This window comes from Zobellia uliginosa (assembly GCF_018860745.1).
GTDB lineage: Bacteria > Bacteroidota > Bacteroidia > Flavobacteriales > Flavobacteriaceae > Zobellia > Zobellia uliginosa_B.
Window position 1 is genome coordinate 214,178 of the sequence record NZ_JAHKPY010000014.1, and the last position, 16,370, is coordinate 230,547.

The 16,370-nt window shown below is 37.7% G+C and carries 16 protein-coding genes; 10 read left to right on the plus strand and 6 right to left on the minus strand.

Annotation, left to right across the window (positions count from 1 at the left end; genetic code table 11):
- Nucleotides 1-103: 103 nt before the first annotated feature.
- Nucleotides 104-1,273 (plus strand): MFS transporter, encoded by a 1,170-nt coding sequence (locus KO521_RS15885; protein WP_215940896.1) that lies wholly within the window; start codon nucleotides 104-106, stop codon nucleotides 1,271-1,273.
- A 3-nt stretch (nucleotides 1,274-1,276) separates the two neighbouring features.
- Here the strand turns inward: KO521_RS15885 and trhO are convergent, their stop codons facing one another.
- Entirely contained in the window at nucleotides 1,277-2,308 is a 1,032-nt protein-coding gene (gene trhO / locus KO521_RS15890) for an oxygen-dependent tRNA uridine(34) hydroxylase TrhO (protein WP_215940897.1), read from the minus strand.
- Nucleotides 2,309-2,830: 522 nt separating this feature from the next.
- On the opposite strand from trhO, the gene recA reads away from it, so the two are divergent.
- The 6 genes from recA to KO521_RS15920 all read left to right on the plus strand — a co-directional run bounded on the left by recA (nucleotide 2,831) and on the right by KO521_RS15920 (nucleotide 8,723).
- Nucleotides 2,831-3,838, plus strand: a complete 1,008-nt coding sequence (gene recA / locus KO521_RS15895; protein ID WP_215940898.1) for a recombinase RecA — start codon at nucleotides 2,831-2,833, stop codon at nucleotides 3,836-3,838.
- Between the two features lie 144 nt (nucleotides 3,839-3,982).
- Nucleotides 3,983-4,411 (plus strand): hypothetical protein, encoded by a 429-nt coding sequence (locus tag KO521_RS15900; protein ID WP_215940899.1) that lies wholly within the window; start codon nucleotides 3,983-3,985, stop codon nucleotides 4,409-4,411.
- Between the two features lie 85 nt (nucleotides 4,412-4,496).
- Complete coding sequence (locus KO521_RS15905; RefSeq protein WP_215940900.1) at nucleotides 4,497-5,069, plus strand: RNA polymerase sigma factor; 573 nt, start codon at nucleotides 4,497-4,499, stop codon at nucleotides 5,067-5,069.
- Nucleotides 5,070-5,124: 55 nt separating this feature from the next.
- Nucleotides 5,125-6,729: an outer membrane beta-barrel protein gene (locus KO521_RS15910; RefSeq protein ID WP_215940901.1), complete on the plus strand. Its 1,605-nt coding sequence runs from the start codon at nucleotides 5,125-5,127 to the stop codon at nucleotides 6,727-6,729.
- Nucleotides 6,730-6,842: 113 nt separating this feature from the next.
- Nucleotides 6,843-7,727: a LysR family transcriptional regulator gene (locus KO521_RS15915; RefSeq protein ID WP_215940902.1), complete on the plus strand. Its 885-nt coding sequence runs from the start codon at nucleotides 6,843-6,845 to the stop codon at nucleotides 7,725-7,727.
- Between the two features lie 75 nt (nucleotides 7,728-7,802).
- Nucleotides 7,803-8,723 carry a YeiH family protein gene (locus KO521_RS15920; protein WP_215940903.1) on the plus strand — a complete coding sequence of 307 codons (921 nt, stop codon included), beginning with the start codon at nucleotides 7,803-7,805 and terminating at the stop codon, nucleotides 8,721-8,723.
- Here the strand turns inward: KO521_RS15920 and KO521_RS15925 are convergent.
- A complete protein-coding gene (locus KO521_RS15925) occupies nucleotides 8,720-9,460 on the minus strand; it encodes a lysophospholipid acyltransferase family protein (RefSeq protein ID WP_215940904.1) in 741 nt (246 codons plus the stop codon). The genes KO521_RS15920 and KO521_RS15925 overlap by 4 nt on opposite strands.
- Before the next feature lie 72 nt (nucleotides 9,461-9,532).
- Here KO521_RS15925 and trpS point away from each other — a divergent pair, with 72 nt between their 5' ends.
- Nucleotides 9,533-10,501 carry a tryptophan--tRNA ligase gene (trpS, locus tag KO521_RS15930; protein ID WP_215940905.1) on the plus strand — a complete coding sequence of 323 codons (969 nt, stop codon included), beginning with the start codon at nucleotides 9,533-9,535 and terminating at the stop codon, nucleotides 10,499-10,501.
- Between the two features lie 182 nt (nucleotides 10,502-10,683).
- Here the strand turns inward: trpS and dprA are convergent, their stop codons facing one another.
- The gene (gene dprA / locus KO521_RS15935; protein WP_215940906.1) at nucleotides 10,684-11,787 is read right to left on the minus strand and encodes a DNA-processing protein DprA; all 1,104 of its coding nucleotides are present in this window, start codon (nucleotides 11,785-11,787) and stop codon (nucleotides 10,684-10,686) included.
- Between the two features lie 105 nt (nucleotides 11,788-11,892).
- Between dprA and KO521_RS15940 the strand changes: the two genes are divergently transcribed.
- Together KO521_RS15940 and KO521_RS15945 are read left to right on the plus strand one after the other, a co-directional pair.
- Nucleotides 11,893-12,852, plus strand: coding sequence for an SPOR domain-containing protein (locus KO521_RS15940; RefSeq protein ID WP_215940907.1), 960 nt, complete (start codon nucleotides 11,893-11,895; stop codon nucleotides 12,850-12,852).
- Between the two features lie 129 nt (nucleotides 12,853-12,981).
- Nucleotides 12,982-13,494: an acyl-CoA thioesterase gene (locus tag KO521_RS15945; protein ID WP_215940908.1), complete on the plus strand. Its 513-nt coding sequence runs from the start codon at nucleotides 12,982-12,984 to the stop codon at nucleotides 13,492-13,494.
- A 7-nt stretch (nucleotides 13,495-13,501) separates the two neighbouring features.
- Here KO521_RS15945 and KO521_RS15950 read toward each other — a convergent pair whose 3' ends face one another.
- Genes KO521_RS15950 through KO521_RS15960 form a run of 3 tightly spaced genes read right to left on the minus strand, consistent with a single transcriptional unit; the run spans nucleotide 13,502 to nucleotide 16,365 of the window.
- The gene (locus KO521_RS15950; RefSeq protein WP_215940909.1) at nucleotides 13,502-14,344 is read right to left on the minus strand and encodes an aldo/keto reductase; all 843 of its coding nucleotides are present in this window, start codon (nucleotides 14,342-14,344) and stop codon (nucleotides 13,502-13,504) included.
- A gap of 7 nt (nucleotides 14,345-14,351) precedes the next feature.
- Nucleotides 14,352-15,581, minus strand: coding sequence for a murein hydrolase activator EnvC family protein (locus KO521_RS15955; protein WP_215940910.1), 1,230 nt, complete (start codon nucleotides 15,579-15,581; stop codon nucleotides 14,352-14,354).
- A complete protein-coding gene (locus KO521_RS15960; RefSeq protein ID WP_215940911.1) occupies nucleotides 15,571-16,365 on the minus strand; it encodes a DUF4292 domain-containing protein in 795 nt (264 codons plus the stop codon). The genes KO521_RS15955 and KO521_RS15960 overlap by 11 nt, the downstream gene beginning before the upstream one ends.
- Between the last annotated feature and the right edge of the window lie 5 nt (nucleotides 16,366-16,370).

Here is a 16,370-nt window from a genome sequence, read left to right on the forward strand (position 1 = left end):
GTACTAATTTTTTAATGTGATAGAAAGTTATCTCAACTTACGCGGGTTCTTCGTTCCTTTGTGCCAAATTTGACTCTGTTCTAAAAGATTGATGCCGCATTAGATGGGAAAACAAAAAAAGCTAAGCAATACCGTTCTATATCTTATGAGTATTTCCGCGGGCCTTATTGTAGCTAACCTATACTACAACCAACCTTTGCTGCACATGATTTCCGTAAGTTTTGGGGTATCGGAATCTGCAGTTAGCAATGTTGCCCTTTCTACTCAATTAGGCTACGCATTTGGTTTACTCTTTGTAATTCCTTTGGGAGATATGATATCCAATCATAAAATATTAAAAATTGATTTTATCCTCATGCTTTTATCACTACTGGCAGCAGGGTTTTCAACTTCTTTATGGCTATTGGTTAGTGCTAGTTTCTTTATTGGCTGCACCTCAGCTTTGCCCCAATTATTCGTTCCCATGGCTGCCCAATTATCTAACCCGGAAAATAGGGGCCGTGCTATTGGAATAGTTATGAGTGGCCTACTGATCGGCATTCTTGCTAGTCGTGCTATTAGTGGTTTTGTTGGTGAACAATTTGGATGGCGCACTATGTATTTTGTGGCTACTGCTATGATGCTTGCTTTGTTCATTGTTCTAAATCTAAAATTGCCACAGATAAAACCAGCGTATAAGGGTAGTTATAATGATTTAATGAAATCATTGATTCATTTGTTCAGGACTGAGAAACCTCTGCGCCTAGCTGCGTTTAGAGGTGGTCTTTCATTTGCCGGCCTAAGTGTTTTCTGGACTACTTTGGTTTTTTTAATGCAGGATAATTTTGGATATGGAAGTAGCATTACCGGTATGTTTGGCCTCATTGGAGTCGTAGGTGCCCTTGCAGCTACAGTAGTTGGTAAATTAAGCGACCGCATGAGCAAAAATCGGATAATCATTGTTTCCACTTTTATTTTGATTCTTTCGTGGCTGGTCTTCTTGTTTTCCCATCACTCCATCATTGGTATTATAATTGGCGTCATTTTAGTAGACCTTGGACAACAATCCTTGCACATTGCCAATCAGAATATAATTTTCTCTAGAAATGAAAATGCCCGAAACCGCGTAAATACCGTTTACATGGTTATCTTTTTCCTCGGCGGTGCCCTCGGTACGGTCTTAGGAGCAATAGCATGGCAACACTACCAATGGATGGGCGTATCTATGCTAGGGCTGGCACTCTCTCTTGCAGCGCTAGTGGCCCATCTGGCCTATGGTAACAAAAATGAGTAAAAGCTAATTTTTAAACTTTAGCACTTCAGACCGTCCCTTTTTAAAGATTTTATTGCTTGCGCCTTTGCCTTTGCGTAATTTTTTCTGCTCCTCATACGGTAATTCATGAACCTCTTTGCACGAATCCGAACAGCAATCGTTCATCTTTTTCGCACATTCTTCACATTGAATAAACAAGAGGTGACACGCTTCATTAGCACAGTTTACATGATTATCGCAAGGATTACCACATTGGTGGCAATTGGCAATAACGTCATCCGTTATACGCTCACTACGGCGGTGATCAAATACAAAATTTTTGCCCAGAAATTTATTTTCTAATTTTTTGTTTTCCACCTGGCGGGTATAATCAATAATACCACCCTCTAATTGATATACTTGTTTAAAGCCTTTATGCTTGTAATATGCACTGGCTTTTTCGCAGCGGATGCCTCCGGTGCAATACATAACCAGTTTTTTATCCTCTTTGTGATCTGCTAAATCCTTTTCAATGATATCCAAAGAATCTCTAAACGTATCTACATCAGGAGTAATTGCATTCTTAAAATGGCCTATTTCGCTTTCATAATGGTTACGCATATCCACTAGGACCGTATCCGGATCTTCAATAAGCTCATTGAATTTTTCCGCTCCAACATGAATACCCTTATTCGTAACATCAAAAGTGGTATCGTTAAGGCCGTCTGCAACAATCTTCCTTCTCACCTTAACTTTTAATTTTAAGAAGGAAAGATTGTCTTGTTCAATAGCAACATTCAATCGTACATTCTCTAAAAAAGAAATGCTGTCCAAATGCGTTTTAAAAAGTTCAAAATTTTCCGCAGGAACAGATAATTGGGCATTTATACCTTCGTTGGCCACATAAATACGACCAAGAACATCTAGTTCGTTCCAATTAATAAAAAGGTGGTTTCTGAAAAGTTCAGGATTGCCGATCTGTGCATATTTATAGAAAGAGATAGTCAAACGTTCTTGGCCGGCTTCTTCAATAAGAGCCGCTCTTTCCTTTGCACTTAAGTTATTGTACAGTTGCATGCTATACCAATGTTTTAAGTTTATAAAGAATTTTCTAAGCTTGCAAAGATAAGAAATATTGATAATTCTTTTCTACAGGTAGAATTCCTATACATAGACTACCAAAAAAAGTGGAAGACAAAAAAGAGCCTTGGTAAATTACCGAGGCTCTTGTTGACCGTTCCGATTTTTCTTTTTCATAGCATCTTTAAAAAACACATAAAAAAGGAACTGGTCACTATTGCCCCCTATCACTAAAAAGAGAGCTTATTCGAGTTTGTTTCCGATAATAAAATCAGAACAATATTTTAAATAAGAAACACTACCTTTAAATGGGTTGCGCTAGGGAAACAATATTTAATAAACACTTCTCTCTTAGACGCATAAGAAAAGTAGGCCTTACATCCAAAACATTTATTTTCGAAAAAATTAACGTGTTGAGAATAAGTGAAAAAGTATTGCCTCATTTTAAGAAAATGAATCATAGAACTGGCATTATGATAAAAGAAATGGTAATTTAGCAACCCTTAAAAAAAAGAAAATATGAGCTCGGAAAAAGATGCAAAACTCAAGGCCCTTAAGTTAACCTTGGATAAATTGGACAAGACTTACGGAAAAGGTGCCGTAATGAAAATGGGAGATAGTGTGGTTCAAGATGTTGAAGTCATTCCTTCCGGTTCATTAGGTCTTGATATCGCGTTGGGCGTTGGCGGCTACCCACGAGGTAGGGTCATTGAAATATACGGTCCAGAATCCTCTGGTAAGACCACCTTAACGCTACACGCTATGGCCGAAGCACAAAAAAACGGAGGTATTGCAGCATTTATTGATGCAGAGCATGCTTTTGACCGTTTTTATGCACAAAAGCTTGGTGTTGATATTGACAACCTAATTATTTCTCAACCTGATAATGGTGAACAAGCTTTGGAAATAGCCGATAACCTAATTCGTTCCGGTGCTATTGATATCGTTATAATTGACTCCGTTGCCGCATTGACTCCAAAAAGTGAGATTGAAGGGGAAATGGGTGATTCTAAAATGGGACTTCATGCAAGATTAATGTCTCAAGCGCTAAGAAAACTTACAGGATCCATTAGTAAAACCAATTGTACGGTTATATTTATTAACCAGTTACGTGAGAAAATAGGCGTTATGTTCGGCAATCCTGAGACTACCACAGGTGGTAATGCACTTAAATTTTACGCATCTGTAAGACTTGATATTCGTAGATCAACACAGATTAAAGATACAGATGGAAATGTTCAAGGAAACAAGACGAGAATAAAGGTGGTGAAAAACAAAGTAGCCCCACCATTTAGGACTACTGAGTTTGATATTATGTATGGTGAAGGAATCTCTAAAGTTGGTGAGATAATCGATCTTGGTGTAGAGTACGAAATTGTTAAGAAAAGTGGGTCATGGTTTAGCTATGGTGATACTAAATTGGGACAAGGTCGTGACGCGGTTAAATCATTATTATTGGATAACCCAGAACTGTTCGAAGAATTAGACGGAAAAATAAGAGCTGCCATAAAAGCCCTTAAGGAATAGTAAACACATATTTTTATACTATTACGCCGTTACTAAATGATAATAGACTGTCATTTAGTAACGGCGTTTTCTTTAACCATAGCTTTAGACTGCATCACGCAACCCTTGTACTAATTTTTCATCTATTAAGAAAATTGAAGTACAATGAGGAAAATATACTTTACGCTTTTTGGTTTGGCCTTTGCGCTGACCGTTGCATCTTGTAGTTTAGATGACGATCGTGTAAACTTTAAATACACAACGCTGAATATCACGAATGCCATGTTACCGGACACCTTTGAGCTAGGCCAGATTTATAACGTGGATGTTAATTTTCTTAGGCCCGATGACTGTACGCTTCTGGAGCAGTTTGATGTACAACGTTCGTTTACGGACAGCTCCCAGATTAGAACCGTATCCGCATTAGGTATAACCCTCGAAAAAGATAAATGTACCGCGGTAAACGATAGCTTACAAGACAATTTTCAATTTGAAGTTCTTTATACCAAACCTTATATTTTTAGATTCTATACGGGAGATAATACTGAAGGTGAGCCTGAATTTTTAGAAATAGAAGTGCCAGTAAAAGAATAATTACCTTTAACCTAAACCAGTAAGAGTTTCTAAAAATTTGTTCCGAACGTGTACAATATACGTTCTATAAAAACACCATACCACTTTGGGTCTAGAAGAACTCATAAATAACTGTAAAGACGGCAACAGAAAGGCGCAAGAACAATTGTACCGGGATTATTCCCGCACCTTGTTTGGCATCTGCCTAAAGTATTCGCGCAACCGTACGGAGGCCGAAGATAATTTGCACGACAGTTTTATGGTTATTTACGAAAAAATAGGACAGTTTAAATTTAAAGGGTCGTTTGAGGGATGGTTAAAACGTATAACCGTTAATACGGTGCTCCAAAAATATCGTAAAGAAGAACACCTAAGTTTAGTGACAGAAAATACTGAAGAGGCGGAACAGGAAGTAGTTGGGGATTTTGAGAATATAAGCCTAGAAACTTTACTGAAACAAATACAAGAGCTACCGGACAAATATAGATTAACATTCAACCTATATGTTCTTGATGGGTATACCCACAAAGAAATAAGTGAGCTTTTAGGAACAACGCAGGGGACATCAAAAAGTAACCTTGCGCGGGCCCGAAAACTTTTAAGAGAAAAAATAGAGATTACAAAGAATAAAGCCATCATTGGTCTACTCATCTTCCTTTTACTGGGATTTTGCGTTTAACCCTTGAAAAAAGTACATCAAAAAAACAAAATACCAAGTACCTAAGCATTGAAGAATGAGTAAGAAAAATATAGATAATTTGTTCCAAGAAAAGTTTCGCGACTTTGAGGAGGTTCCCGATGAAAAAGTCTGGAATGCCATTGCCGCTTCTTTGGACAAAAAGAAAAAGAAAAGAGTTTTCCCTATCTGGTGGACATTAGGTGGGGCAGCCGCAGCTGCCATTATTGTCCTCATCATGTTTTACCCTTTTACGCAAAATACATCAACTTCTAACATAATAACGGATGTAGAAAAAGTTGATGGTGGCCCTGAGAGTAAGGGAAAAAATACCAATGAGTTTATTTTAGACAATGACGAGCAAGTGGTTGCAGGCGAATCCAATCTAAAGCCTATTAAAAAAGGAGCTTCCGAGATTTTTGTGGATAAAAAATCAAACTCAAATACAGAAACTAAAAAACTAAACGAAAGGTTAGAGGCATCCAGAAAAGACAATGGCCACACTAATGGTCTTAAGCCCGATTTAGACACTCAACTTGTTCAAACTAGAAAAAAAGAAGATGCGGTACACACCCAAACCTATTCCAGAGCATCTAACAAAATCAAGAGCACTTCTATTAATCAAATAGATTCAGAAATTGCTTCGAGATCAAATACCTCTGACTCAAATAATGACAATTTATCTTCCAAAAGTACGCCGCTTCTTACCACAAGTATTGCTAAACATGGTAATGAATCTAATATCAAAAATTCTAATGTTGATGAAGGAATAAATGAAAATTCGATATCCAAAACAGAGGTAGCTGAAAACCTAATAATTCCTGAAGAAGAGCAAAAGGAAGCGCAAGAAACCGAAAAGAAATCCATTTTTGATGAGATTAAAGCCGAAGAAGAGATTGTTGATGTAGAAAAAAGTGGAAGGTGGTCCGCAGGACCCACTATTGCTCCGGTGTATTACAACGGATTAGGTGAAGGATCCCCAATAAATTCCATCTTCAACGAAAATTCAAAATCGGGTAACACCAATCTTAGCTATGGCCTGAGCGTTGCTTTTGCTATCAATAACAAACTGAGTATAAGGTCCGGAGTGAACAAAGTAGATTACGGTTATGACACCAATGGCGTTGGTTTCTCATCTACACTACAAGAAGCTTCAACAGAAAAATTAACAAATATAGATTATGCGGGCACGGCTAAAAACATAGTGGTTACAGGCCAAAACAGCAATTTTAATAGCTTATCAACCTCATCTGATGCCATGTTCGCTTTTGAGGTTTCTAATAATTCTAGTTCTCCGGAACGCAACGGTACCATGGCTCAGCAATTTGGGTACTTAGAAGTTCCTTTAGAGCTAGATTATGCTTTGATAGACGGTAAATTTGGGGTGAACATCCTTGGAGGAATAAGTTCATTATTCTTAATAGACAATTCCGTGACCCTCACTTCCGGAGAACTTATTACGGAAATAGGCGAAGCCAATAATGTAAATTCCGTTAACTTTAGTACAAATATCGGTTTTGGGGTAAACTACAAATTTACCCCAAAGATACGTTTCAATCTGGAGCCCGTTTTTAAATATCAACTGCATACATTTTCGGATGTATCCGGAGATTTTAGACCGTTTTCCATTGGAGTGTATAGTGGCCTTAATTTTAAATTCTAAGCTTCTTTTTACGCGTTCAAAATGTAATGATTTAGTTATTACCCTTATTTATGCATAGGTTTATTGTCCAATAATTTTTTAAATTAAGACTGTAGGTTGATTGATTTAAGCTGATGAAACAGAAACTTCAGATTTTTAAGGCAGTAGCATTTCACTCTAGTTTCACAAAAGCGGCAGAGCAACTTTTTATATCACAGCCGGCCGTATCCAAAGCCATCCGTAACATTGAAGACGAATACAAAACCACTTTTTTTCTCAGAAAACGGAATTCTATTGAGCTTACGGAAGACGGCAAGGCCTTTCTAGTCTATGCCAATAGAATTCTAGAAATACATTCCGAAATAGAAAATCAGTTTCTGCATCAGAAAGAACTTATTCCTGATTCAATACAATTTGGGGCGAGTACGACTTTAGTCAATCATATTGTTCCCAAGATAATTGCCAAATTCAGAACCCAGCATCCGCATACTAATTTTGATATTAAAAGCGGAAATTCAGAAGAAATAGAAGAATCCATTCTTAACCAACAATTAAATTTTGGTATTACCGAAGGCAGCAATACTAACCGCAAACTACACTATAAAAAATTTATAAAAGACGAGATTGTACTGGTTACCAGCGTCAAAAATTCGGCTTTCAAACAAAATACGATATCCACTAAAACCCTTGAAAAGCTTCCAATGATAGAAAGGGAAATGGGCTCAGGAACTAAAGAAATCATCTATGAGTTGCTAAAAAAACATCAGATTAAAAAACTGAACAATATTGTTACCCTAAACAGTACCGAAGCCATTAAACACTACCTCTACCACTCGGATACTTTTGCTCTGCTGTCCATACATGCTATAAACGAGGACCTTATTGCCAACAAGTTAAAAATTGTGGACATTAAGAACATAACTATTGAACGGTGGTTCTACTTTGTATCCAGAACAGGCTACCAATCTAATGTAATGGACTATTTTGAAAAATTTGCTCAAAACAACTATAACTTTTAGTTATTTCATATAGTATATTAAATTGCTTAAAAGTAATTTAACGCATCTATTTTTGTATTAATAAATGATGTTGATATGAAAGATAGAATGGCAAAAGCTCTGTTTATAGGACTAGCATTATTAGTGGTTAGCGGAGTGGTGAATAGTCCCACAGCACTTCTTCTCGGCTTTGGTTTTACCTTATTTTTAAATAATCCCTTTAAGGCGTATTGCCATAAAGCCATTCACTCCTTTCTTAAAATATCTGTAGTAGGTCTTGGTTTTGGAATGTTTATAAACGAAACTTTGGAGACCAGTAAAGAAGGTTTTACCCTAACTTTTTTATCCATTATTTTGACGGTAAGCTTAGGCTTTCTCCTCACAAGACTTCTAAAATTAGACACCAAATTAGGGCATTTGATTACCTCTGGAACTTCAGTTTGTGGTGGTAGTGCCATTGCGGCAATTTCTCCCGTAATCAACGCCAAGAGCAAAAGTATTAGTATTGCTCTGGGGGTAGTATTCTTATTGAACTCTGTTGCTTTATTCGCTTTCCCTGCTATTGGACACTATTTAAACTTAACTCAACATCAATTTGGTCTCTGGTGTGCGGTGGCCATTCATGATACTAGTTCGGTAGTTGGTACAGCAATGGGGTACGGTGATGAAGCCCTGAGGATTGCCACAACGGTAAAATTATCTCGTATGCTATGGATTATACCGCTGTCTATTCTCTCTATGTTCATTTTTAGAACCAAAGGAGAAAAGGTAAAGTGGCCCTACTTCATTCTTCTTTTTATTGGTGCCATACTCATAAACAGTTACCACCTTGTACCAGCGCCGGCAACGAGTTTTATAGTCACCGGTTCTAAACACCTGTTGATTCTCACATTATTTCTTGTAGGTTCTACAATTTCTATCGGAGATTTAAAAAAAACCGGCGTAAAGCCTTTAACATTGGCAGTATTACTTTGGGTATTTATATCTATACTTTCATTGGCATATATTCTGTACTAACTCTCTTTAAGTTCTTTTAAGATAATCGTTCTCACGTTTTCCCTTAAATTCGCTTTATCGGATTCAGACAGACTTTTTGTCTTAAAAAACTTGTGCACTTTAGCACGAACTCTACCAGGACCTCCGCTAAAAAAAGAAAAAGAAAATCGTTTTTTATTATCATAAAATGTCATTGGAACAATCGGTATTTTATGGGCAATAGCCATTCTAAAGGCTCCGTCCTTAAAATCATCTAAAAGAATACTCTCATCATCCGGCACACCGCCTTCTGGGAAAATACAGATGCTGAGCCCTTGGCTTAATCGTTTTTGAGCACGCCTGTAAACAGCCGTTCTGCTTTTAGCGTCGCCACGGTCTACCATAATACACACCCGTTTGAAGAAAAATCCAAAAAGCGGTATCTTCTGCAATTCCTTTTTACCCACAAATACAAAAGGATTTTTGCTGATATAAAGCATAAGCATTATGTCTAACATGCTGGTATGGTTTGCAACGAGCATATAACTCTTTCCCATTATTATTTTCTGCTCCCAAGATACTTTTGGCGGACACCCCATTCCATACAAAATAGGCGTGGCCCAAAGGTTTCTAGCCATCCAGAAAAATTGTGGATACCATTTCTCGGACAAAGTACTTAAAAGTAAAAACGGAAAAAACAATAGGATAGGCAAAGCAACCAGAATATAGAACCAAATGCGGTACAAGGTGTAACCTATTTTTTTAAGTGGTTGGGGCATAAAATCAAAAGTAACAATTTTATGAGGTATAATCCATTTCTTTTATCTTTGGGCTTCTTTGAAAATAAGCAAATGGCAAGAATTTTAACAGGAATACAAAGTACCGGCACTCCACACCTAGGAAACATCCTAGGAGCAATAATGCCCGCAATAGAAATGGCGCAAAACCCCAAGAACGAATCTTTTTTGTTCATTGCGGATATGCATTCGCTAACCCAGATTAAAAATGCCGAGGAACTGCGCCGAAACACCTATGCCATTGCTTCAACTTGGCTGGCATTTGGCTTAGATATTGAAAAAACCGTTTTTTATCGTCAAAGCGATGTACCACAGACTACAGAACTTTCTTGGTACCTAAGCTGTTTTTTTCCTTTTCAGAGATTGACTTTAGCGCACTCTTTTAAAGATAAAGCAGACCGTTTAGAAGATGTAAATGCAGGCCTCTTTACCTACCCCATGTTAATGGCCGCGGACATTCTTTTATATGATGCCAATATCGTTCCCGTGGGTAAAGATCAAATGCAGCATCTTGAAATTACGCGTGATGTAGCTTCTCGTTTTCATGCGCAATTAGGAGAAACTTTTGTTATGCCAGAAGGAAAGGTGCAAGAGAGTACCATGTATATACCTGGAACAGACGGTGAGAAAATGAGTAAGAGTAGGGGCAACCTGATCAATCTTTTTCAGACGGATAAAAAACTCCGAAAACAAATCATGGGTATACAGACGGACAGTACGCCTATGGAAGAACCGAAAGATCCAACTAACGATAATGTTTTTGCCCTCTATAAAATTCTAGCTACGCAAGAACAAATTGAAGAAATGAGTGCCAACTACCTTGCAGGAAACTATGGTTATGGTCATGCCAAACAAGCCCTTTACGAAGTTATTGTAGATAAGTTTGGTGATGCTAGAGAGAAATATGATTACTATATGAACAACACCCATGAAGTGGAAGAAGCTTTGGCAATTGGTGCTGAAAAAGCACGTAAAGTTGCGAACGGTGTGCTCCACCGAGTACGAGAAAAGCTAGGATATTAGAATTTAACAAAACCGACCCTATGGTCGGTTTTGTTTTTTATTTCAAGCGGTTAAGTAAAAATAAGAACCGATTTTCGGTTGTATTTCGTCGATAAGGACCCTTTTTATCTACCTCTAAATGTAAAGCAACTATTTTACAGACTGAGCGGTCGGTTGTTTACATACTAAAATATCGGTTATTGCTAAATTGATTCAAACAACTTTCCGGGCAATGGGCGTATGACTCCTTTCATTTCCATATTCAAAAGGGTAGATGAAACCTTAAAGATAGGAAGCTTACATTCTAAGGCAATACTATCCAATAATTGCTTTCCGTTTTGCTGTAAGTAATCATAAATGGATTGCTCCGCCGGTTCCAGTTCAACAAAGAGTTGTTTTTGAATTATTGGCGTTTCCTTTTTATTTATATCCCATCCTAATAAATATATCAAATCTGCAGCCGAAGTTAACATGTGCGCTTTTTGTTGTTTGATTAAATTATTACAACCTGAGCTATATTTATCTCCTGCTCTACCAGGTACGGCAAAGACATCTCTATTATAGCTATTGGCAATATCCGCCGTTACCAAACTACCTCCTTTTTCGGCAGATTCTATGACCACCGTAGCTTCGCTCATACCCGCAATAATCCGATTTCGTTTTAAAAAATTCTCTCTATCCGGGTTACTCGAACTTCTAAACTCCGTATAGAAACCACCATTCTTTTCTACATCTTGAAGATACTTACTATGTACTTTTGGATAAATTTGATTAAGCCCATGTGCTAAACATCCTATTGTTTGCAGACCATGCTTTACTGCTGCTTTTTGAGCTGTAATATCAACACCATATGCAAAACCACTAACAATTATTGGATTTAAAGGTGCAATGTCTTCTATGAATTTTTCGCAGAAGGCCGTGCCATAGCTTGTTATTTTACGTGTGCCAACAATACTGATCAACTTTCGCCCTTCGAGGTTGATATTGCCTCTTTTGTAAAGTAAAACAGGACTATCTATACAATGTCTTAGATATGAAGGATAATCAGCATCCATAAAATATGAAAACCCGATATCATTTCGCTTAATGTATTCAAACTCATCAATGGCGGATTCCTTATGTTCTCCATCATAAAGACCTTTTAGCGCATGGGTGCCAATGCCATCTATTTTTAAGAGGTTCTGTCGTTTTTCTTCAAAAACAGCTTGTGCACTTCCGCAGTGGGCAATTAGTTTTTTGACTGTTACGTCACCAATTTTTGGAGCACCTTGAAGTCGTAAAACCGCAAGCAATTCATCTGTAGTCATTTATAAATCCGTCAAAGTTATCCACAAAATACACATTTTATAATGTTAATAAAAAGTTATGCGGACTCTGGTGTCACCCTTTAATTTTCTCCATATTTGCGTACTATGGGACTAGAACGCTATATTTCCGAGTTAATGTATCGCTACAACTGTGTGGTTGTACCAGGTTTTGGAGCTTTTTTAACAGAGCAGAAATCTGCTGTTATACATGAGAGCACCAATACTTTTTACCCACCGGTTAAGACCGTTTCGTTCAACCAACAACTGTTGTCAAACGACGGACTTTTGGTTTCTTACGCTGCTGAGGCAGAAAATATGTCTTTTGAGGAAATGCTAAAGGAGGTAAGCGAAATCGTTACTGAATGGAAAGCAAACCTTAAAAAAGGCAACCAATTACAATTGGCCGATATTGGTACACTTTGGTATAGTTCAGAAGATAAAATTCAGTTTCAACCATCTGGTAATGTGAATTACTTAACGTCTTCTTTTGGATTGTCTTCTTTTGTATCGGCTCCCGTAACTCGCGAGGTCTTAAAAGAGGAAGTAGTACAATTAGAAGAAAAAACCCCATTTGCCTTCACCCCCGAAAAACGTGAAACACTTACAATACGACCTTATTTAAAGTACGCTGCAGTTGCACTTATTGCTTTAACAATAGGTGTTACCGGATATCAATTTTATAAATCTAACGAGAATACCCAACAGTTAGCTCGCCAAGATGCGGAACAGCAAGTTTCAAAACGTATTCAAGAGGCTACATTTTTTGATGCACAGCCGTTAGAGTTGCCTACCATTACACTAAATACTTCAAAAAAAGCTATTACGAGTATTGCAGAAGCACGCATGCATCATATTATTGCAGGTGCCTTTAGATACCGTACCAATGCCGATAAGAAGATAGAGCAGCTGAAACTTAAAGGTTATAACCCTTCTTATATTGGCACGAATCCTTTTGGCCTGTATTTGGTTGCTTATGACAGTTTTACTGATTCTAACAAGGCTCTTGAAGCATTACGTGACATTAAGCGTACGCAAAAAGATGCTTGGTTAAAGTCAGGCCACTAGTACCTCACAATTTTACGCCTTCACGCGAAAGAAACTAACTTTCAAATTTTTAATTCCTCCTTTTGTGACTGGCAAAAGGTTCTACGATGATGCTCATTAAAAAAGGTATCTTTGCAAAAAAATTGATTTATGCACGCTAATTATCCCCGTGATTCTAGAACCGTACTAACCGATATGGTACTCCCAAGTGAGACCAACCCCCTTAATAATCTATTTGGTGGTGAACTATTGGCCCGGATGGATCGTGCCGCCAGTATTGCTGCACGACGTCATAGCAGACGTATTACAGTTACAGCATCAGTAAACCACGTAGCTTTTAATCAATCCGTACCCGTAGGAAGTGTACTTACCGTTGAGGCAGCGGTTTCACGCGCGTTTAAAACCTCTATGGAAGTTTATATTGATGTGTGGATGGAAGACCGTTTTACAGGTGAAAAATCTAAAGCGAACGAAGCTATATATACGTTTGTAGCGGTTGATGATACCGGAAGACCTACCGTTGTTCCTCCTTTACAACCCGAAACAGAACTTGAACAAGAACGTTTTGAAGGTGCTTTACGTAGAAAACAATTAAGTCTTGTCTTGGCGGGAAAAATGAAACCACACGACGCAACAGAACTAAAAGCACTGTTTACGGAGTAACATTCGATTAAAAATCAAAGTTATCAGGATCAGGTCCAATGCGCTCTCCTTTGTCAAGGCTGTCTAGATAAGATATATCCTCTTTTGAAAGTTCAAAGTCGAAAATATCGGCATTTGACTTGATCCTATTTTCATGAACCGATTTTGGTATGGCAACAATACCTTTCTGCAAGTTGTAACGTAAAACAATCTGCGCAATAGACTTTTTGTATTTTTCCGTTAACTCTCTGAAAATATCATTTTTTAGGCTAAATAGTTTTCCTTGCATAAAAGGAGACCAAGATTCATACTGAATACCTTTAACATTACAAAAATCAATTAAATCCTGCTGTACTAAATAAGGGTGAAACTCCATTTGGTTGACCATGGGAATAATTTCTGCATACTCCAATAAGTCTTCCAAGTGATGCTGTAAAAAGTTGCTTACTCCAATAGCCCTAATACGCTTTTCACGATATAATTTTTCCATAGCACGCCATGTATCCTTGTATTTTCCAACAACAGGCCAATGTATTAAGTATAAATCCAGGTATTCAACCCCTAAGCGTTCTAAAGTCTCTTCAAACGCTTGTAATGTACTTTCATAACCCTGATCCGCATTCCAAAGTTTTGAAACTAAAAACACATCCTTTCTTGCTACATTACTCTCCCGAATACCCTTACCTACTCCTTCTTCGTTCTTATAAGCTGAGGCCGTATCAATATGTCTATACCCTAAATTAAGTGCATTTTTTACTGCGTCAACTACCTCCTGTTCGTTATCCGCTTGATATGTACCCAAGCCTAGGTAGGGCATCTCTACTTTATTACTAAGCTTAAAAGTACCCTGTAAATCCGTTATTTTCTTCATAATAATCTTATAATTGGTACACCCACTCTTCAGGGTTCAACTTTGAAGTGTTCTGGTGTAAGTAAAACTTCAATTTAGTCTGTCCATTAGATCGGTTGGTATAAATTTCACCAAGTTCTGTCTTTGCTTCAACTTGATCCCCTTTTTTAACATATAAAACTGCCAGGTTATAGTAGGTGCTTATAAAATTGCCATGTTTTAATTGAACGGCTTTATTACCCCCGGGAATAGATAGAATCGCAATAACTTCACCTCTAAAAATAGCGCGCGCTTTAGCGCCTTGGTCCGTAGTGATGACCACACCGTTGCTCTGGTGCTTTATACCCGGATATATGGCATCTGCATAAACACCAAAACCTTGACTTTTAAAACCTTTTTCCACAGGCCAAATTAATCTGCCTTTGTTAGCGGTAAAACTATTGGCTACAATTGCAGCCTCGGGCGTTAGTAAAAATTTACTAGGATCATTGCTCTTCTTACCTGCATCCTTATTGGCTGCGGCAATGGCCTCACGAATCAATCGCTCAATCTGACGATCAATTTCCTTGGCCTGGTTTTGCTTATCCCTGATCTGTGCCGCAAATTTAGTTTCACTCTTACGAATAGTTCCTAAAAGAGCCTGATGGTCCTCTTTTTCTTGAGTCATGGCTTTTTTGGCTTTCAGGTTTTCCGCCACTAGTCGGTCTTTCTCTTTTTGTTGAGCACTAAGGCCTATATTAAGTTTGCTGAGCTCTTCGGTTTTAACCACAATTGTCTCTCCTTGTTTTCGTCTAAACTCAGTGTATTGTTTAATATATTGGATACGTTTGAAAGCTTGGTAGAAATCATCGGATGACAGCAGGAACATTAGTTTACTCTGCTGAATTTTGCTTTGATAGCCCTTTTGGATCATCATAGCATAATCATCCTTAAGCTCATCCAATTCCTTCCTTAAACCGGAAATGACCTTTATGTTGGCATTTATTTTTCTATTGAGAAGATTGGATTGTCTATTGGTAATATTGATGAGCTCTTGACGAACCTTAATTTTGTTATCCAAGGCTTCCATTTGGTCAATTACATTTCCTTTCTTTTTTTTCTGATCAAAAAGAAGGTAATTAATCTGCTCAATTTCTTGTTGTAATTTTTCACGCTTCGCCTCCAACGCTTCCTGCTCTTCGTTTTGGCCAAATAGAGAGCCCGTTCCAAATAAACAGAGTAAAAGAAAAACAAAGATATAATGCTTGTTATCGTGCATCTCCCTTTAGTGTAATTTCTTTAAAACCTTTCGGTATTTTATACGGAAAGTTCATGGGTTGGTCAAATTCTATATTCTTATATTCAATATCTACCGTATTTCTATCATCGCCCTCAATTGCAGCCACTGCAATACGTTGTGGAAGAATGTACTTTCCTATTTTCTGGTAATCCGTATAGTTTACCTGCAGTAATCTTTTCTTTAAAGGCTGAGAAAGTTGTTGCGAAGCCATCTTGAAATTCTTGGGCTCTATTTGAAACATCACCTTAAACAGCTCCATCGCTTTTTTAGGTTTTAATTGATAATCTCCATTAACTACCGATGCATCATATTTTGCGTCTCTCAAATTAAAAAGTGCCTGACCCATTAATAGGTTTTGAACTTGCTCAAAATCCAATTCTGTTCCTAAGAACTTACTTAAATAGGCAAAATCCCCATCAAAATATTCATTCTGAAGTTTGTTATAAAAAGTAACTCTACCTGGAGTGATGTAGGCTTTTACCATGCCCAACGGTGCACTCATCCAAATGGCTTTGTCCTTTTCCATACGTAAGCTTACGGAAACTCCCTGAGATGATTCTCCATCAGAGTAATCGATTCGCATTTTACCGCTTAATGTATTAAAATTGGTGGTATTTGCATAATGGCTTTTAACAATGGCCTTTGCCGTAAGATTACCATCCACTTTTCCATCGGCCAATACTTTGTTGGCTTTACAAGAAATAAAAAAAGAAATTGAGACCAGCACCATAAAGCGCAAGGCAATTCGTAAGGGTAACGCCATAATCT